The organism is Cellulosimicrobium sp. SJTW-1, assembly GCF_047716875.1.
Taxonomy (GTDB): Bacteria; Actinomycetota; Actinomycetes; order Actinomycetales; family Cellulomonadaceae; genus Cellulosimicrobium; species Cellulosimicrobium funkei.
The window spans coordinates 542,492-565,672 of sequence record NZ_CP136680.1 but is presented as its reverse complement, the minus strand read 5'-3'; the positions used below and the strand labels follow the sequence as shown (position 1 = coordinate 565,672).

Below are 23,181 nucleotides of genomic sequence, written 5' to 3'. Positions count from 1 at the left end.
CGGGCGGGGCGCGTCCCCTCGCTACGGTGTGTCCATGACGACGCCACCCGTCCCTCCGTACGGGTCCCCCGACGAGCCCGCCGACCCGTACGCCCCGCGGCGTCCGCATCAGCCGCCGCTCACGCCGTACCACCCGCCCACCGAGGACGCCCCCGCCGCGCCGGACGACGGCGGGTTCGTCGCGCCGTCGGGGGCCGGGGGCGGGTACGGGAGCACGCCGGGCGGCGGGAGCGGGCCCGGGAGCACACCGGGTGCCGGCGCCCCGTACGGCGCGCCGGCCGCGCCCGCCGGGTCGCCCTACGGCCCCGGCTCCCCCTACGCCCCCGGGGCGACGCCGTCGTACGGCGGGACGCCCGGGTACGCGGCGCCGCCCGGACCCGCGGCGTACCCGGCGCCCGGCTACGGGGGCTACCCGCCGCCGTACGGCGCGCCCTACGCGCCCCCGCCGCGGACCAACGGGCTCGCGCTCGCGTCCATGATCGTGTCGATCGCGAGCCTCGTGCTCTGCGCGGGCTTCCCCGGCCTCGTCGGCCTCGTGCTGGGCATCGTGGCGCTCAACCAGGTCATGCGCGACGGCACGCGCGGGCGCGGTTTCGCGGTGACCGGGATCGTCGTCGGCGCGGTCGGCACGGCGTTCGCGATGCTCGTGGTCCTCGCCGGCACGCTCGGGGACTCGGCACCGTGAGCGACGACGACCTCTTCGCCCCGCCCGGCGGCCGCGCGTCCGGGCCCTCGGGAGGCCAGCCCGTCCCGCCCCCCGCGGGAGCGCCCGGGGCCTCGCAGCCACGCGCCGCGGACGCAGGGGCGCCCCGGTCCGGCCCGACGCCGCACGACCCCTCGGGTGCGGCGGCACCCGTGCCGCCGCCCGGGGCCGGCGACCGGCCCGGCTTCGCCCCGGAGACGTACTACGCACCCGGGTGGCAGCCCGCGGCGCCCGGCGTCGAGCCGCTCGCCGTCGCGAGCGTGCCGGCGGGCGTGGTGCTCGGACCGGTCGGGGTCGGCCTCGGCGCCGCGGCCCTGTCGCGCGTCCGCTCGCGCGGCACCCGCGGACGCGGCCTGGCCGTGACCGGGATGGTGCTCGGCGCCGTCGCGACGCTCGGATGGGTGGTGGGCGGGATCGCCTGGTGGCAGGGCGAGCAGGCGCGCACGCCGCTCGCGGGCGACGTGGACGCGCCCCGCACGGCGAGCGCGGTGCAGCTCGTGCTGGGGACGTGCCTCGACGTGCTCCCACCCGACGGCGAGGTGTCGCGCGTGCGCGCCGTCCCGTGCGCGGACGAGCACCGGGCGCAGGTCGTCGGCCGCACCGATCTGGGCGCGGACGAGGTCTGGCCCGGCCAGGACGCCGTGGACCGCCGGGTGGCGCGCGTGTGCACGCCCGAGACCCTCGGTCCGGATGCCCCGGAGGACGTGCGGCTCGTGGTGTGGGCACCGACCGAGGCGTCCTGGCGCGGCGGCGACCGCACCGGGCTGTGCCTGGCGAGCAGCGAGGCCCCGCTCCCGGCGGACCTGATCGGCTGACGCGAGGGGCACGCCCTCGAAGCAGGCTGCCTGACCCGGGGTCACTGCTCGTCGGCACCACCCGGCAGGGTGTCGACGAGCAGCCCGCCGTTCGGACCGACCCGAGCGTCCTGGACGACCACGGACGACGGCTCGGAGCGGTCGGGCAGGAGGAGCAGCGCGGCGGTGGCCGCCGCCACGAGGAACGCGGCCGTCGCGCCCAGGCGGCGCCACGGAGCACGGGCGGTGCGCGGCCCGTCGACCACGCCGTCCCGCTGCCGGTCGAGGAGGCGCGCGGCCCGCAGCAGCGCGAGCGTGAGCGCGCCGGCACCGAGCGCCGCGGTGGCGACGTGGAGCGCCAAGGCGACGCCGAGCGCACCCGCCTGCCAGGACTCGGGGTCGTAGCTGCCGAACCGGTCCACCGCGTACGCGTCGAGGGCGTGCTGCACCGGCCGCAGGAGGAGAGAGCACGCCACGAGGACGACGCCGGTCCCGAGCACCGGTGTCACGGCCGCCGGTGGGGTCGGTTCGTCGGCCGCCGGAGCCTCCGCGGCGCCGCCCCCCGCGGTCTCCGCGTCGTGGGCCTCGTCGTCCGCCGTCAGCTCGAAGACGTGTGTCATCCGGGCATCCTGCCGTGCGCAGCCCGGGTCCCCGGTCGGCGTTCAGCGATCGAGAACGACCACGAAGAGGGTCACGGACGCGAAGAACCGCGCCGTCAGGAGGTGGTCGGTCCAACGGCAGGCGCCCTCGTCGGTGAGGTACCCGGCCTGCCGCGCCCTCTCGGCCACCCGTCCGAGGCCGAGGAACCTGTCCGCCTCGACCACGTCGTGGAAGACGGCCGTCAGCGGGACGACCCGGTCGACCGTGAGCCCGGCGTGCTCGGCGAGGCCGGGCAGGCGGCGTCCGATCCACGCGTTCCGCACGACCTGCTCGACGACGAACGCCTGGTACGCGTCGGTGGTGTCCGCGTCCGGCCCGTCGATCGCCAGCGTCCCCCAGTCCGGCTCGGCGAGCACCGCGCGCCCGCCCGGGCGCAGGACCCGAGCGATCTCCTCGACGACACCGCGCGGGTCGGTGACGTGCTGCAGCACCCGGTCCGTGTGCGCGCGGTCGACGCTGCCCGTCCCGAGGTCGAGCGCGTGCGCGTCGCCGACGACGACCCGCACGTTCCCGGCGCCCGCGACGCGCTCGCGCGCAGCCTCGACGGCGCGCGGGTCGTGGTCGATGCCCAGCACCGACCCGCCCGCACCGACCGCGTCCGAGAACGCCGGGAGGTCGACGCCCGGCCCGCAGCCGAGATCGAGCACCGTCTGTCCCTCGGCGAGGTCGAGCGCCGCCGTCGCCACCGCCTTGGAGCGCCGCCCGAGGTCGGAGGCCGCGAGGCGCTCCAGGTAGTCGTCCGGGTGGGTCGTCTCGAGCGTCCTCGTCATCGGGCGATTCTCGACCGCCGTCGGAGCCGGGTGGGGCGCGGAAGGGGGAGGCTCGGTGCCGGACCGGTGAACCATCGCCGGTCCGGCGCCGTCAGCGTTCGGCGTCGGACAGCACGAGGCGCAGGTACGCGCGCAGGTCCGCGGCCATGTCCACGCGCTCGGGCCGCGGGCGGTCGAGGGACAGCAGCCACTGGACCTGGAGACCGTCCATGAGCGCGACGAGCTGGCGGGCCGCGACCTCCGGCTCGACGCCGTCGCGCAGGCCGCCCGACCGGGCGCGCTGGGAGAGCTGCTCGCCGATGCGCGCGACCGTGGACTCGTAGCGCTCGACGAAGTACGCGTGCGCCGGGTGGTCGGGCGACGTCGCCTCGGCCGCGAGCGCCGTGAACAGCTCGACGATGGGCCTGCGCAGGGCGTTGCGCTCGACGAGCCGCACCAGCGCGTCGAAGAAGTCGGTCCCGCGCGCGAGATCCTCCTCGAGGTCGGCGCGGTCGACGGTCTCCCGGTGGTCGAGCACCGCCTCGAGGAGCGCCGCCTTCGTCGGGAAGTGGTGGAGCAGCCCGGGGTGGGACATGCCCACGCGGGACGCGAGCTCGCGCAGCGACGCGGCGTGGAAGCCGACCTCGCCGAAGAGCACGACGGCCGCCTGGAGGATCTCCTCGCGCTTGGCGCGCCCCTTCGCGTACCCGCGGGCGGGGTCGGGCGCCGCGGCGCGGCGGGAGCCCGTGCGGTCCTGCCCGGCGCCGATGGCCGCGCTCGTCATGGCACTGCTCCGTCCGTCGTCCGACGAGGGCACACCCTACCGACCGCGGTGCGGCCCGGCGGGGTGCCCGCGCCCGGGCGGAGAAGGTTCAGGGTGCGGGGGCGAGCGTCGGGGCGGGCTCGTCGGCGCTCGACGACGGCCCGGGCACCGCCACCGACGGCCGGTCGGTGGAGGGCGTCGGCGCGGGCTCGGCCGGGGGCGTCGGGCCAGGTCCGGTGGGGTCCTCGACGTCGGGCGGCGCGGCGCGCAGGGCCTCGGCGGTCGCCGCGGTGACGGTGCCGTCGGGTGTGAGGCCGTGCGCCTTCTGGAACGACCGCAGCGCGGTGCGCGTGGCGTCGTCCATCGTCCCCGTGACGGCGACGTCGGCACCGTGCACCCGGAGCCGCTCCTGGACCCACGAGACGGACCCGGTGCCGGGGTCGGTCGTCGGGGAGGACGTCGGGGCGGGCTCGGTCGGTGCCGGGGTCGGCTCGGACGCGGTGGGAGCGGGCGCGGGCTCGGTGGTGGGCGAGGGCGCGCCGGGCGCGGCCTGCTCTCCCTGGCCGCTCGCGGACGGGCGCGGGGACGGGGCCGGGCGCGCGTCGTCGGACGTGCCGTCCGCCGCGTCGGGCGGAGGGATGCGGGTCACCTCGGGGCGGGGGGTGTCGGGGCGCGGCGTGACCGCGGGGACCGTGTCCTCGCCGTTCGCGCCGCCCTCGGCAGAGACCCCGCCGACGACGACCGCCTCGCCACCGCCCGTCGCGGCACCGACCATGCCCGCGACGGCGACGACGAGCGTCACCGCCCCGGCACCGGCGGCGACCGTGACCCACGGCGTGGCGGTGCGGCGCGCGGGCCGCTGGAGGGGGGCGGTGCGGTCCCGCTCGGCGGGTCCGGACCGGTCGTGGCGTCGGCGCACGTCGCCTCCTTCCGGGGCTGTCGAGGGGGCGGACGGCGCGACACGCTGCCCGCCGGGGCGGTCGGGTGGACGTCCACCCTGCCCCATCCCGGCTCGTGTGTCACGCCCGACGCCCTCACCTGCGGCGATACCCGCCACGGCTCCCCCGGTCCAGCGGGGCGGCGCCGCGCCTCCCACGGAGGTCGCAACGCAGGTTCCGCCCTGCGCCGCAAGACCCGGTGGGGGCCCGCGCGACAGCCTGGTAGGGCACCGCACGGGAGGCCCGTGCGGGACGCACGAGGGAGGGACCGGCATGACCACCATCCACGTCTCCGGGCTGCGCAAGGCGTACGGGGCGTTCGACGCCGTGCACGACGTGACGTTCACCGCCGCGCCGGGCCGCGTCGTCGGGCTGCTCGGCCCGAACGGCGCCGGCAAGACGACCACGCTCCACGTCCTGCTCGGGCTCGCGGCCCCGACCGCGGGCACCGCGACGTTCGACGGCCGCGCGTTCGCGGACCTGGTGCACCCGGCCCGCACCGTCGGCGCGCTGCTCGACGCGGGCGGCCTGCACCCGGGGCGGACGGGGCGCGACCACCTGCGCGTGCTCGCCTCCGCCGGCCGGATCCCGGCGCGGCGGGTCGACGAGGTGCTCGCGCTCGTCGGCATGACGCCCGCCGCGGACCGCCGCGTGCGCACCTACTCGCTGGGGATGCGGCAGCGCGTCGGGATCGCGGCCGCGCTGCTCGGCGACCCGGAGGTCCTCGTCCTCGACGAGCCCGCGAACGGTCTCGACCCCGCCGGGATGCGCTGGCTGCGCGACCTCGTCCGCGCGTTCGCCGACGACGGCGGCACCGTGCTCCTCGCGAGCCACGTGCTGTCCGAGGTGCGGCAGGTCGCGGACGACCTCGTCGTCGTCGGGCAGGGTCGCGTCGTCGCGGAGGGGCCGCTCGACGAGCTGCTGCACGGGGAGTCCCTCGAGGACTTCTACCTCGACCTGACCGCCACGACCGAAGGGGTGCGCTGATGTACCGCGCCGAGATGCTCAAGCTCCGCACGACCCGCGCGACGTGGGTCGTCGCGGCCGTCGCCGTCGCCGGGATGCTCGTCGTCCAGGCCTTCACCCTGCTGCTCCCCACGATCCTGCGCAGCGCCGACGCGGCCGGCAGCGGCACGACCGTCGGGCTCCAGGCCCCGCCCGAGATGGTGGCCGAGCTCGCGCCGGACCTCGGTGCGCTCGCCGACGTCTCGCAGCCCGCGTTCCAGCGCTCGATGCTCGACCTCCTCGGCACCGGCCTCGGCGGCTCCGGCTCCGTCGGCGTCGCGACCGTGTGCATGCTCCTGCTCGGGGTGCTCGCCGTGACGACCGACTTCCGCACGGGAGGCATCGTGCCCACGGCGCTCGTCCAGCCGTCGCGGCTGCGCATCCTCGGCGCGAAGGCGGGCGCGACGGCGACCGTCGCGCTCGGCGTGGGCGTCGTCCTCGCCCTCCTGGGCGCCCTGGGCCTGCTCGTCGCGATCGTCACGACGCCGGGCGCGGGCCTCGCGCTCGGCCCCGGCGACGTCCTCGGCGTCTGGGCCCGCGGGCTCGCGGTGCTCGTCCTGCTCGCGTGGCTCGGGCTCGGCATCGGCACCCTCGTGCGCGGCCAGGTCGCGGGCGTCGTCACGGTCGCCGCGCTCGCGCTCGCCGAGCCGATCGTCCGCGGCGCGGTGACGCTCCTGTCCGGCGGCGACTCGGCCGCGGCCGAGTGGCTCCCGCTCGGGCTCGGTGCGCTCGCGTCGACCGGCGGGTCCGCCGCGACGCTCCTCGGCGGCGCGGCCCCGCTCGGCGCGCTCGCCGCCCTCGCCGGGCTCGCGGCCTGGGCCGCGCTCCTGCTCGGTGGGGGCGCCGTGAGCCTGCGGCGACGCGACCTCGTCTGACCACAGCCGGCTCGGCTCCCGACGCGACGACCTGGTCGTCCACAGGCCGGGAGCCGCACGGCGCCGTCGGCCCGCCCGCCCCGTAGGGTGGGCGGGCCCGACGGCGCACCCCGTCCCCGCACCCGTCGCCCGTTGGAGGAGGACCGTGACCGAGACCCTGCGCCGCGCGCTCGACCGGGTCGGCGTCCGCACCGACACCGGCCGCGACGCCGTGCTGGCCGGTGTCGTCGCCCTCGCGACCGTCGCGCTGTTCCTCGGCATCGAGCGCGTCCTCGCGACGGAGGTCGGCGCCACGTTCGGCGCGGGCCCGGGCGAGAGCGTGATCGGCCCGGGCGTGCGCGCGGCCGTGCTCGCGCTCGTCGTCGGCCAGGCGGCGGCGCTCGTGCTCCGCCGTCGGGCGCCGCTGCTCTGCCTCGCGCTGACGGTCGTCGCGCAGGTCGCGATCACCGCGCTCCTGCCCCCGTACGTCGGGTTCCAGGCCCCGGCGACGCTCGTCGCCGCCTACTCCGCCGGCGCGTACGCGCCCCGCCGCGCCCGCCTCGGGGCGCCGGCGCTCGCGGCGCTCGCGCAGGTCCTGCTCGTCTTCGCGCTCGGCGGTCTCGGCAACCCCGCCGGCGCCGGCCCCGCGCAGCACGCGCTCCAGGTGGGCGGCGCGCTGCTCTCGGCGGTCCTCACGTTCGTGGGCGCGGCCCTCGTCGGCTCGTACGTCGCGACGCGGCGCGAGCTCGTCGCCGAGCTGCGCGACCGCGTGGTGCGCGCCGAGCGCGAGCGCGAGGCGCTCGCCGCGCAGGCCGTGCTCGAGGAGCGTGCCCGCATGGCGCGCGAGCTGCACGACGTCGCGGCACACCATCTCTCGGGCATCGTCGTGCAGGCGTCCGCGGCGGAACGGCTCGTCGACGCCGACCCGGAGCGCGCCAAGGAGTCGGTGCGCTGGATCCGGTCGCAGGGCCGCGAGACCCTCGACGACCTGCGCCTCGTGGTCGGCATCCTGCGCGGGCGCGACGACGAGGGCGACGAGCGCGAGGCCCCGCAGCCGACGCTCGCCGACCTCCCCGCGCTCCTCGAGACGGCGCGCGCGGCGGGCACGACGGTCACCGTCGAGACCGAGGGCGAGCCCTGGGAGCCCGCGCCCACCGCGCAGATCGCCGTCTACCGCGTGCTGCAGGAGGCGCTCGCCAACGCGCGGCGGCACGCACCCGGGCGACCGGTCGCGGTGCGGCTCGCGTGGAGCCCGGCGGCCGTCGTCGTGACCGTGCGCAACCCCGCCGGTCGCGCCGCTCCCCCGCAGGACGCGCGACCGGGCCACGGCCTCGTCGGGATGCGCGAGCGCGCGGCCGTGCTCGGCGGCACGCTCGACGCGCGGCGCACGCCCGACGGCGCGTGGCTCGTCCGGCTGACCGTCCCCCGCGCCCCCGCGCGCGACCCCCGCACCCCCGCCCAGGAGGCCTCGTGACCCGTGTCGTGCTGGTGGACGACCAGGCCGTCGTCCGCGCCGGCTTCACCGTCATCCTCGAGAGCGAGGGCCTGGAGGTCGTCGGCGAGGCGTCGAACGGCGCGGACGCCGTGCGGGTCGCGCGCCGCGAGCGCCCCGACGTCGTGTGCATGGACGTGCGCATGCCCGGCGGCGACGGCATCACGGCGACGCGCGCGCTCGCCGGGCCCGACGTCGCGGACCCGGTGCCCGTCCTCGTGGTGAGCACGTTCGACCTCGACGACTACGTGTTCGGGGCGCTGGAGGCCGGGGCGAGCGGGTTCCTGCTCAAGGACGCGGAGCCGGAGGTGCTCGTGGACGCCGTCCGCCGCGTCGCGTCGGGCGACGGCCTCGTGGACCAGTCGCTCACGCGCCGCGTGCTCGGCGAGTTCGCGCGGCGTCGTGCCCCGGTGTCGCGGGACGACGACGCGGCCGCGCTCCTCACGCCGCGCGAGCTCGACATCGTGGCGCTGCTGTGCCGGGGGTCGTCGAACGCGGAGATCGCGACGGCGCTGTTCCTCGAACCGAGCACCGTGAAGTCGCACCTGAGCCGGGCCATGACGAAGACGGGCGCGCGCGACCGCGTGCAGCTCGTCGTGTGGGCGTTCCGGCACGGGATCGTCGACCCGGCCGCCTGACCTCAGCCCACCGGCCGCGGGACCGCGAACCGGGCGTGCACCGGCGCGGCGACGTGCACGAGCGGCGGGTCCGCGGGGGGCAGCCCGAGGCGGTCGAGCAGGTCGGTGTCGAGGACGTCGAGGGTTCCGCGTCGCAGGGTCCACGGCTCGTGCACGACGGGGAACCGCCACAGCCGCCCGGCCCGCGCGCCGTACGCGGACCACCGTGCCGTGAGCCACCGCACGAGGCCCGACGACGCGTCCACCTCCTCGTGCGCGCGCACCTCGGCGTGCAGGGAGAGATCGCGCAGCCCCGGGTGCTCGTGCGGCACGCGCAGGGGCCCGCGGCCGTCGGACCGGAACCGGTAGCGCACCGCGGACGGCGCCCCGGCCCGGTCGCCGCGCGCGTGCACCGCCGCGCGGGCCGGGTGGTACGGGACGCCGGCCGCGCGCGTCGCGGCGACGAACGCGCGCGACGTCGCCCACAGGCCGAGGAACCACACGCCCTCGGCGCCCGCACGGTCGCGCACGTACACGCGGACGTTGAGCTCGGGGAACGTCGACCACGCGCCCAGCGCCGGCAGCGGCGGGACGCGGACGCCCGCCATGCGGAACGGGACCACCCCGAGCCACGTCGTCCCGCCCGCCTCCTGCACGGTGAGGCCGGGCGGGAGCCACCCCTGCACGACGGCCGGGTCGACGGGCCAGTGCAGGAACGTCAGGGCCTCCCAGCGCTGGGCGTTCACCACGACCCGCGGTGCCGGGTGCGGCGACGCACCGGGCGGCGGCATGCCCGGCCCCGCACCGGGCGGGGCCGGGTGGGCGCTCACCGCGTTCCCGCCGCGTCGGCCGCGAGGCGGAGGTCGTCGACGAGCGCGGCGAACGCCGCCTCGCGCTCGGCGCGGTCGCGCACGCGCAGCAGCGCGGACGGGTGGGTGGTGAGGACGACGCGCGGCGCGTCCGTCGGCCGGGGCAGGCGGGCGCCGTCGGACGGCTCGGAGCGCCCACCGCCGCCGGGTGCGCCCGGGGAGAACGGTGACGCCGGCTCCGAGTCGCCGAGGTCGAGGACCCGTCCCCGCTCGGCGGTCACGCGCACGGGCCGCCCCAGGACGGCGCGCCCCGCGGTCGCGCCCATCGCGACGACGACGCGCGGCCCCACGGCGGCGACCTCGGCGGTGAGCCACGGCAGGCACGCGCGGACGTGCGCGACGTCCGGGCTCTTGTGCAGGCGTCGCCCGCCGCGCTGCTCGAACCGGAAGTGCTTGACGGCGTTCGTCAGGTACACGTCGTCGGCCGCGAGCCCGGCCGCGTCGAGGGCGTCGTCGAGGAGGCGCCCGGCCGGGCCCACGAACGGCTCGCCCTCGCGGTCCTCGTGGTCGCCGGGCTGCTCGCCGACGAGGGCGAGCCGCGCGTCCTGCGGCCCGCGCGAGAACACGACCTGCGTCGCGTCCGCCCAGAGCTCGCACCCGTGGCAGTCGTGCGCCGCCCGGTCGAGCGCCTCGACGTCGTGCACGGCGCGGCCGCGGGGCAGCCACTCCTGCGCGCCGGGGCGCTCGGGCGGTCGTGGGCTCATGGCCCTACGGTGCTCCCCCGCGCTCGTCCTCGCACGAGGTCGGCGCGCCGGTCAGAACAGGCTCAGCGGTTGCCGGGAGCGCCGCGCGTGAGGTCCTCGGACTCCTCGGGGTGGTAGACGCACACGTGCAGGGCGTCCGGCCGCACGCTGACGTCGAGCCGCTCGGCCGGATCGATGACGTCGCCGTCGAGCTGGCGGGGCTGCGGCCGGTCGGACACGACGGACACCTCGCGCCCTCGCACGACCTCGCGGCTCGGCACCCGGCTCTTGCCGCGCACCACGCCCCACAGGAGCTGGACCCAGTGCTGGAGGTTCCGGGGCGCGATGATCGCGACCTCGAGCTGGCCGTTGTCGGGTTCCGCGTCCGGGAGGAGGTTCGTCCCGGCCTGGAGCCGCCCGACGTTCCCGACCACGACGGTGCGCGCCCGACGGCGGCGCGTCCGCCCGTCGACGGTGACCTCGACGTGCATCTCGTCGTCGGCCAGGTGCTTGAGCGCGGAGAAGACGTACGCGATCGAGCCCGCGCGGGCCTTGAGCGCCGTCGGCGCGTCCTGCATCATCGCGGCGTCGAGGCCCATGCCGGCCATGATCGCGAACGTCTGCCCGTCGGCCACCCCGACGTCGATCGTGCGCCGACCGCCGCGCAGCACGAGCCGGATGCCCTCCTCGGCGTCCGACGGGACCCCGAGGTTGGCGGCGAGCAGGTTCCCCGTGCCGCCCGGCAGGATCGCGAGCGCGGCGTCGGTGCCCGCGAGCCCCTCGACGACGGCGCGGACCGTGCCGTCGCCGCCGCTCACGAAGACCACCTCGGCGCCGTCCTCGACGGCCTGGCGCGCCTGCCCCGTCCCCGGGTCCTCGGCCGTGGTCTCGAGCCACGCGGGCTCGGGCCACCCGGCGTCCGTGAGGCGCGCGACGATGAGCTCGCGCAGCGCGTCGAGCCCCTCGACGCGGTTCGGGTTCACGATGACCGCGGAGCGGCGCGGGACGTCGTCGGGCCGCCGCTGCGCGGAGGTGGTCGCGGAAGAGGTCGTCTCGTCGGTCGGCACGGACCGAGTATGTCCCGGTCGCCGCGAGGACGCGCGGCCGAGGACCGCCGAGGACCGCCGAGGCGCGAAGACGCCGCGGCCCGTGCCGCGGCCCGCCCGCGGGGGCAGGGCGCGGCACGGGCCGCTGGTCGGTCAGGCCGTGAGGATCTCCGTGCCGAGGGCGAGGCCGTCGCCCTCGGGGTCGCGGTCGACCCGCACGACGTCGCCGTCGGCGACGTCGCCCGAGAGCAGCATCCGCGCGAGGCGGTCGCCGATCTCGCGCTGCACGAGGCGGCGCAGCGGGCGCGCCCCGTACGCCGGGTCGAAGCCCTCGAGCGCGAGCCACTCGCGGGCGGCCGTCGTCACGTCGAGCGTGATGCGCCGGTCCGCGAGGCGCCGGCCGAGCGCGGCGACCTGGATGTCGACGATCCGGCCGAGCTCCTCGATCGTCAGCGGCTCGAACACGATGACGTCGTCGAGCCGGTTGAGGAACTCGGGCTTGAAGGACGCCCGCACCGTGCTCATGACGGCCTCGCGCTTCTCCGCGTCGTCGAGCATCGGGTCCACGAGGAACTGCGAGCCGAGGTTCGACGTCAGCACGAGGATGACGTTGCGGAAGTCGACCGTGCGGCCCTGGCCGTCGGTGAGACGACCGTCGTCGAGCACCTGCAGCAGGATGTCGAAGACCTCGGGGTGCGCCTTCTCGACCTCGTCGAGCAGCACGACCGAGTACGGCCGACGCCGGACGGCCTCGGTGAGCTGGCCGCCCTCCTCGTAGCCGACGTACCCCGGGGGCGCGCCGACGAGCCGGGCGACCGAGTGCTTCTCGGAGTACTCGGACATGTCGATGCGCACCATGGCGCGCTCGTCGTCGAAGAGGAAGTCGGCGAGCGACTTCGCGAGCTCCGTCTTGCCGACGCCCGTGGGGCCGAGGAAGAGGAACGAGCCCGTGGGGCGGTCCGGGTCGGCGACGCCCGCGCGCGAGCGGCGGACGGCGTCGGACACCGAGCGGACGGCGGCCTGCTGGCCGATGAGGCGCTCGCCGATGACCTCCTCCATGTGCAGGAGCTTCTCGCTCTCGCCCTGGAGCATGCGGCCGGCGGGGATGCCCGTCCACGCGGACACGACCTCCGCGATCTCGTCGGCGCCGACCTTGTCCGCGATCATCGGGGCGGCCTCGGGGCCGGACGCGGCGAACGCGTCGTCGGCCTGCTCGGCCGCCTCGGCCTCGTCGAGCTCGCGCTGCACCTGCGGGATCTCGCCGTACTGCAGGCGGCCCGCGGTCTCGAGGTCACCCTCGCGGATCGCGCGCTCGACCTGGACGCGCAGCTCGTCGAGCTTCGCGCGCAGGTCGCCGACGCGGTTGTGGCCCGCCTTCTCGGCCTCCCACCGCGCGGTGAGGGCTGCGAGCTCCTCGCGACGGTCCGCGAGGTCGGCGCGCAGCTTCTCGAGCCGTTCGAGCGACGCGGGGTCGGTCGACTCGGACAGCACGACCTCCTCCATCTCGAGGCGCGTGACGGCGCGCTGCAGCTCGTCGATCTCGATCGGCGAGGAGTCGAGCTCCATGCGCAGGCGCGACGCCGCCTCGTCGACGAGGTCGATCGCCTTGTCCGGGAGCTGGCGCCCGGTGATGTACCGGTCGGAGAGCGACGCCGCCGCGACGAGCGCGGAGTCGGCGATCGTCACCTTGTGGTGCGCCTCGTACCGCTCCTTGAGCCCGCGCAGGATCGCGACCGTGTCCTCCACCGAGGGCTCGCCGACGAACACCTGCTGGAACCGGCGCTCGAGCGCCGGGTCCTTCTCGATGTACTCGCGGTACTCGTCGAGCGTGGTCGCGCCGACGAGGCGCAGCTCGCCGCGCGCGAGCATGGGCTTGAGCATGTTGCCCGCGTCCATGGCGCCCTCGCCGCCCGCGCCCGCCCCGACGACGGTGTGCAGCTCGTCGATGAACGTGACGACCTCGCCGTCGGAGGACTTGATCTCCTCCAGGACGGCCTTGAGGCGCTCCTCGAACTCGCCGCGGTACTTCGCGCCCGCGACCATGCTCGCGAGGTCGAGCGACACGAGGCGCTTGCCCTGGAGCGAGGTCGGGACGTCGCCCGCGACGATGCGCTGGGCGAGACCCTCGACGACGGCCGTCTTGCCGACGCCCGGCTCGCCGATGAGCACCGGGTTGTTCTTGGTGCGGCGGCTGAGCACCTGCACGACGCGCCGGATCTCGGAGTCGCGACCGATGACGGGGTCGAGCCTGCCCTCGGCGGCCCGCGCCGTGAGGTCGGTCCCGTACTGCTCGAGCGCCTTGTACGTGCCCTCGGGGTTGGGGCTCGTGACGCGCGCGCTCCCGCGGACGGCGGGCAGCGCGGAGCGCAGGGCCTCGGCGGTCGCGCCGGCCTGCTGGAGGATCGTCGCGGCCTGCGACGACCCGGCCGCGATGCCGAGGAGCAGGTGCTCCGTCGAGACGTACTCGTCGCCGAGCGCCTGGGCCTCCTTCGCGGCGGCGTCGAGCGCCGCGGACGTGGCGCGCGACGGCGTCGGCTGCGCGACGGCCGAGCCGCTCGCGGTGGGCAGCGCGACGAGCGCCGCGCGCACCTTCTGCCCGACGGCCTGCTTGTCCGCGCCGACGGCGTCCAGGAGCCCGACGGCCACGCCGCCCTCCTGCGTGAGCAGCGCGGCCAGGAGGTGGGTCGGCTCGAGCTGGGGGTTGCCGGCGGCCGACGCGGTCTGGATCGCCTCGCCGATCGCCTGCTGCGACATCGTGGTGAACTTCGTTTCCATAGGTGCTCCGTGTGCTGCTCGAAAAGATGGTCTGACCAGTGGAACGACTCCTAAGTTGAGTGTATTCCGCTCAACTTCGATCGGCACCCCCGCGCGGCCTCTCCTCGCTCGCCCGCGTCCCCGGAGCGGATGAAGTCCGGCCGCATTCCGTCTCAAAACGGCATCGACCCTCGCCCCGGGCGACGATCCGCGACATGCTGGGCGGGTGAACTCCTCACCCTTGCGCAGACGACTCGGCCTCGGTGCCCTCCTCGCCACCCTCGCACTGTTCCTCACGGGGTGCATGAGGATGGACATGGCCATCACCCTCAACGAGGACGACACGTTCGACGGCAGCGTCGTCATGGCGTTCTCGGACGAGGTCGCCGAGTCGATGGGCTCGGACCCCCAGGAGCTCTGGGACCAGATGGGCTCCGAGATGGAGTCCGAGATGCCGGAGGGCGCGACGCAGGAGCCGTACGCGCAGGACGGCTACACCGGCACCAAGATCACCTACGCCGACCAGCCGATCGCGCAGCTCGACACCGGCGCCGCCGACTCGATCTCCGTCACCCGCGAGGGCGACGACTACGTCGTGAGCGGCTCGATGGACATGACGGGTGAGGAGTTCAACCCGGACACGGGTGACGCGGCGACCGACGAGATGTCGCGGCAGATGATGGAGGGTCTCGACATCAAGATCGCCATCACGTTCCCCGGCGAGGTGGCCGAGTCCAACGGCGAGGTCGACGGCAACACCGTGACGTGGACCCCGGTGGTCGGCGAGGTCAACGAGATGACGGCGCGCGGCTCGGCCGTGCCCGGCGGCTCCGCGGGCTCGGGGACGGACGAGGGCACGGACGAGGGGACCGACGACGGCGCGACCGCGCCCGACGCGGACAGCTCCGACGGGTCCGGCTCGTCGGCGTGGATCTGGTTCCTGGTCGGCGGCCTCGTGCTGCTCGGCATCATCGGCCTCGTGCTGTGGCTCGTGCTCCGCTCGAAGCCCGGCACGCAGGACGGCCAGGGCGCGGGCTTCCCGCAGGGCGGGTACCCCGGCCAGCCCGGACAGCAGGGCGTCTACGGCGCGCCGGGTCAGTACCCGGGCCAGCCCGGCCAGCAGGGCCAGTACCCCGGCCAGCAGCCGTACCCGGGCCAGCAGGGCCAGTACCCCGGGCAGGGCCAGCAGGGCCAGTACCCGGGCCAGTACGGCCAGCCCGGCGCGCACCCCGGCCAGCAGGGCCAGTACCCCGGGGCCCCGGGCCAGCCGGGTCAGTACCCCGGCCAGTACCCCGGCCAGCAGGGCCAGTACCCGGGCCAGCCCGGCCAGCCGCAGGGCTACGGGACGCCGTCCGGCCCGGGCCAGCAGGGTGGCCCGTACGGCGGCCAGCCGCCGGCACCGCCGCAGCAGGGCGGCTACCCGGGCGCCGCGCCGTTCGCGCCCCCCGGCGCGCCGCACCCGCAGTCGTCCCCGACGACGCCGCTGCCCGCCCAGCCGCCCGTCCCGCCGGGAGCGACCCAGCCGCTGCCGCCGCACCAGCCGCCGGCACCGACCCAGCCGCTCCCGCCGCAGCCGGGCCCCGCGGGCCAGGACGGCCCGGGCGCGCAGGCCGGTCCCGACGACGAGATCGACGACGCGACGCGCCTGCGCCCGCCGACCGACTGAGCGGTCCGCACCCCGCACGACACGACGGCCCGCCCCGGGAGACCGGGGCGGGCCGTCGTGCGTCCGGGACCGCTCAGGACTCGACGGTGACCTCGACGACGTCGCCGACGGCGTCGAGCCGCACCGCGGGCCAGTAGCCGTCGAGGAAGTGCTCGCCGCACGTGTCGGCGAGGTGCACGACGACGCTCCCGTCCTCGTGCCGCTCCACGAGCTCGACGACGAGGTCGTCGTGCGCCGCGGCGAGCTCGTCGGGCGTCGGATCCCCCTCGCTGAAGCGGCGCACGACGGCCTCGACCGCGCGGCGCGCGAGCCGCGGGCCGAGGGCGTCGTCCCACAGCGCCTCCGCGGGCACGTAGGCGAGCGCCTCGGCGCCGAGCGCGGGGTCGACCTCCGCGAGCGTCGCGGGGCGCCACGACGGGTCGCGGTCCTTGTCGACCACCTGCGCGCGGATCCCCTCGACGAGGTCGGGCTGCGTGTCGACGAACCAGCAGACGAGCCCGTACTCCTGGGTGAGCGCCGCGCGGAGGTCGGGCAAGTCGCGCGCGCTGCAGACGGCCGCGAGCGCGACGGTGACCGCCGTGGGCGAGAGCCGTTCGAGCTCGTCCGCCTCGGCGCCCGCACGCTCGTCGCCGTCCGCGGCGGCCGCGCGCAGGCGGGCCACGATCTCCGGCACCGTGTCCGCCGCGTACGCGGCGTCGATCGCGGCGCGGCGCGCGACGAGCCCGGACACCGGCGCCGGGAGGGCGTGCCGCCGCACGACGTCGCGCACGGCCTCGACGTCGAGCGGGTCGACGCCCGCGCTCGCGAGCGCGGCGAGGTCCGCGCCGAGCACGGGCAGCCGCTCGCTCGGCACGTAGTGGTCGGCGAACCCGGCGTGGACCGCGTCGGCGGCGTCCATCGTCACCGCGCCGAGGGCGAGCATCTCCCCCAGCCGCCCGGGCGCGCGGGCGAGGAGCCACGACCCGCCGACGTCGGGCGTGAAGCCGATCCGCGTCTCGGGCATCGCGACGCGCGAGCGCTCGGTGACGACGCGGACCGGCGCGTGGGCCGCGAGGCCGACGCCGCCGCCCATGGTGATGCCGTCCATGATCGTCACGACGGGCACGGGCAGCTCCGCGAGCGCCGCGTCGACCGCGTACTCGCGCCGGAAGTACCGGCGCGCGTCGCCCTGCCGCCCGGCGACGACCGACGCGTGCAGCTCGCGGATGTCGCCGCCCGCGCACAGGCCGCGGTCGCCCGCGCCGTCGAGCAGCACGAGCCGCACGGTCGGGTCGACACGCCACTCGCCCAGCACGTCGGCGATCTCGCCGAGCATCGAGTACCCGAGCGCGTTGAGCGCGCGGGGCCGGTCCAGGGTGAGGTGCCCGACGCCGTCGTCGACGCGGGCGAGGATCTCGCTCGTCATCCGCGTCACGCTACCGCCCGTCGGCGGCCGCGGGCACGCACGACGTGGGACCCTGGCACGGCAGAGGGGTCGGGCCGGCGGTGCCGGCGGCAGCGAGGAGGCGGCGGTGGACGAGGCGACGCGGACGGACGGGACCTGGCGGCCCGACGTGCTGGGCGGGGACTGGGTCGCGCGCGACCTCGACCTCCCGGACGGCGCGGTGGCGACCCTGGTGCGGCGCGACGCCGCGGCGCCCGCGGGCGACCGGCCCGCGGTGCTGTACGTGCACGGGTTCATCGACTACTTCTTCCAGACGCACGTCGCGGAGGCGGTCGAGGCGCGCGGGTACCGGTTCTACGCCGTCGACCTGCGCGGCTACGGGCGCTCGATCGGCCGCGGCTCGGGCGCGCCGTCGCGGCCCGACGACGACCCGAACTTCGTCACCGACCTCGCCGTCTACGCGCAGGACCTCGACGCGGCGGCGCGCGCGGTGCGCGCCGAGGGGCACGACCGGCTCGTGGTGCTCGGGCACTCGACCGGCGGTCTCCTCGCGAGCCTGTGGGCCGACGCGCGGCCCGGCCGGCTCGCGGCGCTCGTGCTCAACAGCCCGTGGTTCGACCTCAACAAGCCGTGGGTGTTCCGCGGCCCGGTGACGTGGGTGGTCGACGTCGTCGGGCGGGTCGCGCCGCGGCTCGTCGTGGGCGCGCTCGACCCGCACTGGGCGAAGGCGTTGCACGCGAGCACCGGCGGCGAGTGGGACTTCGACCTCGCGTGGAAGCCGATCGAGGGGTTCCCGGTGCGCGCCGGGTTCCTGCGAGCGGTGCGCCGGGGCCACGCCCGCGTCGCGCGCGGGCTGCACGTCGACTGCCCGGTGCTCGTGCTCGCGTCCGCGCGCAGCGGCCCGGCGTCGGGCTGGCACGACGCCCTGCTCACGACCGACAGTGTGCTCGACGTCGGGCACATCACGTCGCGCGCCGAGCGGCTGGGCGACGACGTCACGGTCGTCACGGTCGAGGGCGGCGCGCACGACCTGGCGCTCTCCCCCGAGCCCGCCCGGTCCACGTACCTGCGCGAGGTCCTCGACTGGCTCGACGCGCGGGTCTGACGCCGCCCACCGCCGTGTCCGAATCCCGCTAGCCAGGGCGTGGTCCGTCGGGTGAGGATCGAGTCATGACGACGACCCTCGCGACGCCCCCGGCGACCACGGACCCCGTGTTCGCCGAGCGCTACCGCGCCATCGCGTCGCGCGACCGCCGCTTCGACGGGCAGTTCATCACCGCCGTGAGCAGCACCGGCATCTACTGCCGGCCGTCGTGCCCGGCGCGGACCCCGAAGCCCGAGAACGTCACCTTCTACCTCACCTCGGCCGCCGCCCACGAGGCCGGCTACCGCGCGTGCAAGCGCTGCCTCCCGGAGGCGGTGCCGGGCACGCCGAGCTGGGACCTCGGGCACGACCTCTCGGCCCGGGCCATGCGGCTCGTCGCGGACGGCGTCGTGGACCGCGAGGGCGTCGACGGCCTCGCCGCCCGCCTCGGGTACTCGGCCCGGCACGTGCACCGCGTGCTCGTCGCGGAGCTCGGCGCCGGCCCGGTCGCGCTCGCCCGCGCGCTGCGCGCCCAGACGGCGCGCGCCCTGCTCACGGGGACGGACCTGCGGCTCGCCGACGTCGCGTTCGCCGCCGGCTTCGGGAGCGTGCGGCAGTTCAACGACACGATCACCGAGGTCTTCGACACGACGCCGGGAGAGCTGCGGCGTCGTGCCCGGCCCGACCGGGCGCCGTCGACCGGCGACCCGCGCCGCCCGCCCGCCGCAGCTCCCGCCGGGTCCACCGCGGACGACGGCGGCGCCACCGCCGCGCTCGACCTCACCCTTCCCCTGCGCGAGCCGTTCGACGCGCGCGGCGTGTTCGCGTTCCTCGCGGCGCGCGCCGTCGACGGCGTCGAGGTCGTCGACCTCGACGGCCCGCTGCTCTCCTACGCGCGGACGCTCGCGCTGCCGCACGGGCCGGGCGCGTTCCGGGCCACCTACGGGCCGCCGCCTGGGAGCCGACGGCGCGCACCGCGCTTCCACGTGGAGCTCGAGCTGACGTCCGTGGCCGACCTCCCGGCCGCGATCGCGCGAGTCCGGCGGCTGTTCGACCTCGACGCCGACCCGGCCGCCGTGGACGCGGCCCTCGCGGCGGACCCCGCGCTCGCCGCCTCGGTGCGCGCGGTGCCGGGCATCCGCGTCCCGGGGGCGGTGGACCCCGCCGAGATCCTCGTGCGCGCGCTCGTCGGGCAGCAGATCTCGGTCGCGGCCGCGCGGACGCACCTGTCGCGGCTCGCCGTCGCGCTCGGGACGGCCTTCGCGTCGCGGTTCGGCCCGACGCGCCTGTTCCCGACCCCCGCGCAGCTCGCCGCCGAGGGCGCGGACCACCTGCGCGGCCCCGCCCGGCGCACGGCCGCGGTGCTCGGCGTCGCGCACGCCCTCGCCGACGGGTCGCTCGCCCTGTCCCCGGCCGACGACCCCGCGGCCCAGCGCGCCGCGCTCGAGGCGATGCCCGGCGTCGGGCCGTGGACCTCCGGGTACGTGGCGATGCGCGTGCTGCACGACCCCGACGTCCTGCTCGACGGCGACCTCGCGCTCCGCGCCGGTGCCGCCGCGCTCGGCCTGCCCGACGACCGCCGCGCGCTCGCCGCCCGCGCCGAGCGCTGGGCGCCGTGGCGCTCGTACGCCGCGATGCACCTCTGGCGTGCCGCCGCGCCGACCCCGACCCCTGCGAAGGAGACCCCGTGACCACCGCACCCGCCCCGACCACCACCGCGACGCCAGGCACGAGCCCGGCCGTCACGACGACGCTCACCACGCCCGACGGCCCGTTCACGGTCGTCGTCGACGTCGGCGGCGCGGTCCTCGCGTCCGGCTGGACGGACGAGCCCGCGGACCTCGTCGCGCTCGTGCACCCCGGCCTGCGCCCCGCGACGGTCTCCCCCGTGCCCGACGACGACCCCGCCGTCGCGGCCGCCGTCGCCGCCGTCCGGGCCTACTACGCGGGCGACGTGCACGCGATCGACGCCGTGCCGGTGCGGCAGGCCTCGGGCCCCTACCGCGCGCACGCGTGGGACGTGCTGCGCACGGTCGAGCCCGGCGACCCGGTGACCTACACCCGGTACGCCGAGCTGTCGGGGCGGCCCGCCGCCGTGCGCGCCGCCGCGGGCGCCTGCGCGATGAACGCGGCGGCCCTGTTCGTACCCTGCCACCGCGTGCTGCGCACGGACGGCAGCCTCGGCGGCTTCCGCTACGGACTGGACGTCAAGCGCAGCCTCCTCGACCGCGAGGCCCGGGCGACCGTCTCGGCACCGGCGCGCTGAGCCCGGCGCGGACGGACCGGCCCGGCATCACGCCGCCGGAGCGCGCGCCGGCTCCGCGGCCGCGAGCGTGAACCGGGCCCCGAGCGTCGCCGCCGCCACCACCCCGGCGGCGGCGACGAGCACGACGTCCTTGAGCACGTACTGACCCATGAGGGTCATGCCGTCGCCGAACAGGTCGCCCGGGAAGAGCGCGACCGGGGAGAGGACGCCGGCCAGCGTGACGGCGAGCACGACGAGCCCGGCCCGCAGCGCGCGACCGGTGAGGAGCGCGAGCCCGACCGCCGTCTCGACGACCGCCGTGAGGACCACGGCGGCGGTGCCGTCGACGAGGCCGAAGGTCAGCGCCTCGACCGTGCGGCGCACGATCTGCTCCGCCGGGCTCGCGCCCGGGAAGAACTTGAGCACCCCGAAGACGAGGAAGACGAGGCCGAGGGCGACCCGCAGGGCCGGCACGGACCAGGCGGCGAGGCGCTCGCAAAGCCCTTCGCGGAGCCGCCGGGACGCGGCGCGCCGCGGCCCCTCCGCGGCGGGGGCGGTGGTGGACGGGGTCGGTGCGGCGGGTCCGGTGGGGGCCATTCTGAACTCCTCGTCGAGCAGTAGCGTTCCACTTTCCGGCGATAAGATAGCGGACCTGCGATATTCACCGCGCGTGGCCCCGCTCCCGCGAGACGCGGGACGGGCGGTGCGCCCGCCGCCGAGAGGGGCCGGGGCTCAGCCCCAGCCGAAGACCTGCGTCCAGGCCCCGTTCGCGTGCCCGACGCCGATCTCCCGCAGGCCGCAGTCGAGGATGTTCGCGCGGTGGCCCGGCGAGTCCATCCACCCGCGCACGACGTCCTGGGCGGTCCGGTAGCCCTTCGCCACGTTCTCGGCACCCGGGTTCGGGTAGCCCTGCGCGTGCGCCCGGTCCCACGGCGAGCGGCCGTCGAGGCTCGTGTGGTCCATGTACCCCTGCGCGTCCATGTCCTCGCTGTGGAGCTGCGCCGCGGCGGTGAGGCGCTCGTCGACGGCGAGCGGCTCACACCCGGCGGCGGCCCGCTCCGCGTTCGTCAGCTCGACGACCGCCGCGCCCTCCGCCGTGATCGTCCCCGGACCGGCTCCGCCGGGCGCCGCCGCCCCGGCGGCCGAGGCGGTCCCGGCAGCCGGCGCGACGCCGTCGGCCGTTCCGGTGCCGGGCGTCGGGCCCGACGCGGTCGCGCCGTCCGGGCCGGCCGGGTCCGCCGGGCCCTCGGCGGGCGGCACGTCCTCCGGGGTGGGCGTCGGCACCGGGTCGGCGGGAGGCTCCTCGGTCGCCGCGGGCGCGGGCGCGGTCTCCGCGGGCGGCGCGTCGTCGGCCCCGGGCGCACCGGGCGCCGTCGGGGCGTCCGCGGGGAGGTCGTCGCGCGCGTCGGCCAGGGTGCGCGACGCGCGGTCGTCGCGCGGGTCGCGCCCCGCGAGCCACTCCTGCGGCGCGCTCCCCTGCCACGGGAGCGCCGCGACGACGGGGCCGAGCGGGCCCACGTTCTCGGGCCGGATCTCGCCCGTCACCGTCGCGGCCGTGAGGCCCAGCGGAGGGCCGAGCAGCAGGGCGGCGGCGACGCCCGTCGTCACCGCGACGCGCGGACCGCTCCGCAGGTGCCGGGCGAACGGACCGCCGCGCGGTCGTGCGGGCGCGGCGGAGGACGCGGGCTCGGGAGACGGCGCGGGCGCCGCCCCCGCCGAACGGTGCCGGGGCGTGCGCTGCGAGGCCATCGCTCGACCCTACCCATCAGGACCACGGATGTGTACCGCTTCGTCCGTTCTGCGCCCGTTCGACGGCGGGGGTCGGCCGCCGGGTCAGACGATCGACGGCTCCTCCGGGGCGGAGACCGTGAACACCGCGCCCGCGATGAGCGGCACGGACGTCACCCGGCGCTCGAGCTCGTCGAGCCGGCGGGCGACGGACGTCTCGGACTCGTCGCCGCGCAGGTCCACGCTCGCCACGAGGTACAGCGCGCGCGGCCCGACGTACTCGAGCCGCAGGTACGTGACGCGCTCGACCTCCGGCAGGTCGCGGATGCCCGCGAGCACCGCGGCGCGCGTCGCCGGCATCGCCGCCTCCCCCACGAGGAACCGCCGGTTGCGGTCGATGAGCACGACGGACACCACCGCGAGGACGAGGCCGACGACGATCGACCCGACGGCGTCGGGCACGGGCGACCCGGTGAGCTGGTGGGCCAGGACGCCCCCGAACGCGACCACGAGGCCGATCAGCGCGGCGGCGTCCTCCGCGTACACCGCGCGCAGCGTCGGGTCCGACGTGACGAGCACGTGGTGCAGGGTGTCGCGGTCCGCGGCCTGCGCCTCGGCGCGCGCCTGCCGCCGGGCGCGCAGGAACGACACCCCCTCGAGCACGAACGCCAGGGCGAGGACCGCGTAGGCGACGACGAAGTCGTCCGCCGGCTGCGGGTGCACCAGCTCCTGGATGCCGTGCGTGATCGACACCCCCGCCCCGACGGCGAACAGCCCGATCGCCGCGAACATCGACCACACGTACGCCTCGCGGCCGAACCCGAGGGGGTGCTCGGTGTCCGCCGGGCGGCGCGAGCGCCGGTCGGCGACGAGGAGGAAGACCTCGTTGCCCGTGTCCGCCCACGAGTGGACGGCCTCCGCGAGCATCGACGCCGAGCCGGTCACCGTCGCGGCGACCGTCTTCGCGCCCGCGATGAGCGCGTTCGCGAGGAACGCGACGATCACCGTGACGGTGCTGTCGCCGCCGCCCTCCGGGCGCGCGACGCGCGGGTTGCGCGACTCCGGCTGCGGCGGGGCGGGCATGGGGGCGTCGGGCATGCTGCCGGTCTACCAGCCGCGTGCACGACCCGCGCGCGGAGGCCGGACG

General features: G+C 77.2%; 22 protein-coding genes. 10 read left to right on the top strand and 12 right to left on the bottom strand.

Annotated elements, in window-relative coordinates; all coding sequences use genetic code 11:
- Nucleotides 1–34 precede the first annotated feature (34 nt).
- Nucleotides 35–685, top strand: a complete 651-nt coding sequence (locus RSE42_RS02625) for a DUF4190 domain-containing protein (protein WP_415297801.1) — start codon at nt 35–37, stop codon at nt 683–685.
- Nucleotides 682–1,518 (top strand): septum formation family protein, encoded by an 837-nt coding sequence (locus RSE42_RS02620; RefSeq protein WP_415297800.1) that lies wholly within the window; start codon nt 682–684, stop codon nt 1,516–1,518. The genes RSE42_RS02625 and RSE42_RS02620 overlap by 4 nt, the downstream gene beginning before the upstream one ends.
- Nucleotides 1,519–1,559: 41 nt before the next feature.
- Here RSE42_RS02620 and RSE42_RS02615 read toward each other — a convergent pair whose 3' ends face one another.
- The 4 genes from RSE42_RS02615 to RSE42_RS02600 form a co-directional block, all read right to left on the bottom strand.
- On the bottom strand, nt 1,560–2,117 hold the full coding sequence (locus tag RSE42_RS02615) for a hypothetical protein (RefSeq protein WP_415297799.1): 558 nt from the start codon (nt 2,115–2,117) through the stop codon (nt 1,560–1,562).
- Nucleotides 2,118–2,159: 42 nt separating this feature from the next.
- Nucleotides 2,160–2,927, bottom strand: coding sequence for a methyltransferase domain-containing protein (locus RSE42_RS02610; RefSeq protein WP_415297798.1), 768 nt, complete (start codon nt 2,925–2,927; stop codon nt 2,160–2,162).
- 91 nt (nt 2,928–3,018) lie between these two features.
- Nucleotides 3,019–3,690, bottom strand: coding sequence for a TetR/AcrR family transcriptional regulator (locus tag RSE42_RS02605; RefSeq protein WP_415297797.1), 672 nt, complete (start codon nt 3,688–3,690; stop codon nt 3,019–3,021).
- Between the two features lie 88 nt (nt 3,691–3,778).
- On the bottom strand, nt 3,779–4,588 hold the full coding sequence (locus tag RSE42_RS02600) for a peptidoglycan-binding protein (RefSeq protein WP_085386648.1): 810 nt from the start codon (nt 4,586–4,588) through the stop codon (nt 3,779–3,781).
- A 292-nt stretch (nt 4,589–4,880) separates the two neighbouring features.
- Here RSE42_RS02600 and RSE42_RS02595 point away from each other — a divergent pair, with 292 nt between their 5' ends.
- From RSE42_RS02595 to RSE42_RS02580, 4 genes are all read left to right on the top strand, one after another.
- Nucleotides 4,881–5,594, top strand: coding sequence for an ABC transporter ATP-binding protein (locus tag RSE42_RS02595; protein ID WP_415297796.1), 714 nt, complete (start codon nt 4,881–4,883; stop codon nt 5,592–5,594).
- Nucleotides 5,594–6,487, top strand: coding sequence for a hypothetical protein (locus RSE42_RS02590; protein WP_085386650.1), 894 nt, complete (start codon nt 5,594–5,596; stop codon nt 6,485–6,487). Before RSE42_RS02595 ends, RSE42_RS02590 begins: the two co-directional genes overlap by 1 nt.
- A 145-nt stretch (nt 6,488–6,632) precedes the next feature.
- Nucleotides 6,633–7,940 carry a sensor histidine kinase gene (locus tag RSE42_RS02585; RefSeq protein ID WP_051028414.1) on the top strand — a complete coding sequence of 436 codons (1,308 nt, stop codon included), beginning with the start codon at nt 6,633–6,635 and terminating at the stop codon, nt 7,938–7,940.
- A complete protein-coding gene (locus RSE42_RS02580; protein ID WP_108050948.1) occupies nt 7,937–8,596 on the top strand; it encodes a response regulator in 660 nt (219 codons plus the stop codon). Before RSE42_RS02585 ends, RSE42_RS02580 begins: the two co-directional genes overlap by 4 nt.
- A 2-nt stretch (nt 8,597–8,598) precedes the next feature.
- Here the strand turns inward: RSE42_RS02580 and RSE42_RS02575 are convergent, their stop codons facing one another.
- The 4 genes from RSE42_RS02575 to clpB form a co-directional block, all read right to left on the bottom strand.
- Nucleotides 8,599–9,405, bottom strand: coding sequence for a YqjF family protein (locus RSE42_RS02575; RefSeq protein ID WP_415297795.1), 807 nt, complete (start codon nt 9,403–9,405; stop codon nt 8,599–8,601).
- Complete coding sequence (locus RSE42_RS02570; protein ID WP_415297794.1) at nt 9,402–10,148, bottom strand: UdgX family uracil-DNA binding protein; 747 nt, start codon at nt 10,146–10,148, stop codon at nt 9,402–9,404. Before RSE42_RS02570 ends, RSE42_RS02575 begins: the two co-directional genes overlap by 4 nt.
- Before the next feature lie 62 nt (nt 10,149–10,210).
- Complete coding sequence (locus RSE42_RS02565) at nt 10,211–11,194, bottom strand: diacylglycerol/lipid kinase family protein (RefSeq protein ID WP_114554268.1); 984 nt, start codon at nt 11,192–11,194, stop codon at nt 10,211–10,213.
- Nucleotides 11,195–11,326: 132 nt separating this feature from the next.
- On the bottom strand, nt 11,327–13,948 hold the full coding sequence (clpB, locus tag RSE42_RS02560) for an ATP-dependent chaperone ClpB (RefSeq protein ID WP_137279793.1): 2,622 nt from the start codon (nt 13,946–13,948) through the stop codon (nt 11,327–11,329).
- A gap of 295 nt (nt 13,949–14,243) precedes the next feature.
- Between clpB and RSE42_RS02555 the strand changes: the two genes are divergently transcribed.
- A complete protein-coding gene (locus RSE42_RS02555; RefSeq protein WP_415297793.1) occupies nt 14,244–15,593 on the top strand; it encodes an LppM family (lipo)protein in 1,350 nt (449 codons plus the stop codon).
- A 73-nt stretch (nt 15,594–15,666) separates the two neighbouring features.
- Here the strand turns inward: RSE42_RS02555 and RSE42_RS02550 are convergent, their stop codons facing one another.
- Nucleotides 15,667–16,998 (bottom strand): enoyl-CoA hydratase/isomerase family protein, encoded by a 1,332-nt coding sequence (locus tag RSE42_RS02550; protein ID WP_415297792.1) that lies wholly within the window; start codon nt 16,996–16,998, stop codon nt 15,667–15,669.
- Nucleotides 16,999–17,104: 106 nt separating this feature from the next.
- Here RSE42_RS02550 and RSE42_RS02545 point away from each other — a divergent pair, with 106 nt between their 5' ends.
- The 3 genes from RSE42_RS02545 to RSE42_RS02535 all read left to right on the top strand — a co-directional run bounded on the left by RSE42_RS02545 (nt 17,105) and on the right by RSE42_RS02535 (nt 20,327).
- Nucleotides 17,105–18,082 carry an alpha/beta hydrolase gene (locus RSE42_RS02545; protein WP_043659840.1) on the top strand — a complete coding sequence of 326 codons (978 nt, stop codon included), beginning with the start codon at nt 17,105–17,107 and terminating at the stop codon, nt 18,080–18,082.
- Between the two features lie 65 nt (nt 18,083–18,147).
- Entirely contained in the window at nt 18,148–19,752 is a 1,605-nt protein-coding gene (locus RSE42_RS02540) for an AlkA N-terminal domain-containing protein (RefSeq protein ID WP_396049468.1), read from the top strand.
- Complete coding sequence (locus RSE42_RS02535) at nt 19,749–20,327, top strand: methylated-DNA--[protein]-cysteine S-methyltransferase (RefSeq protein ID WP_415297791.1); 579 nt, start codon at nt 19,749–19,751, stop codon at nt 20,325–20,327. The genes RSE42_RS02540 and RSE42_RS02535 overlap by 4 nt, the downstream gene beginning before the upstream one ends.
- A gap of 27 nt (nt 20,328–20,354) precedes the next feature.
- On the opposite strand, the gene RSE42_RS02530 is transcribed toward RSE42_RS02535, so the two are convergent.
- From RSE42_RS02530 to RSE42_RS02520, 3 genes are all read right to left on the bottom strand, one after another.
- Complete coding sequence (locus RSE42_RS02530) at nt 20,355–20,780, bottom strand: DoxX family membrane protein (protein ID WP_232322637.1); 426 nt, start codon at nt 20,778–20,780, stop codon at nt 20,355–20,357.
- Nucleotides 20,781–21,038: 258 nt separating this feature from the next.
- The gene (locus RSE42_RS02525; protein WP_415297790.1) at nt 21,039–22,055 is read right to left on the bottom strand and encodes a CAP domain-containing protein; all 1,017 of its coding nucleotides are present in this window, start codon (nt 22,053–22,055) and stop codon (nt 21,039–21,041) included.
- An 84-nt stretch (nt 22,056–22,139) separates the two neighbouring features.
- Nucleotides 22,140–23,132 carry a cation diffusion facilitator family transporter gene (locus RSE42_RS02520; RefSeq protein WP_081600373.1) on the bottom strand — a complete coding sequence of 331 codons (993 nt, stop codon included), beginning with the start codon at nt 23,130–23,132 and terminating at the stop codon, nt 22,140–22,142.
- Between the last annotated feature and the right edge of the window lie 49 nt (nt 23,133–23,181).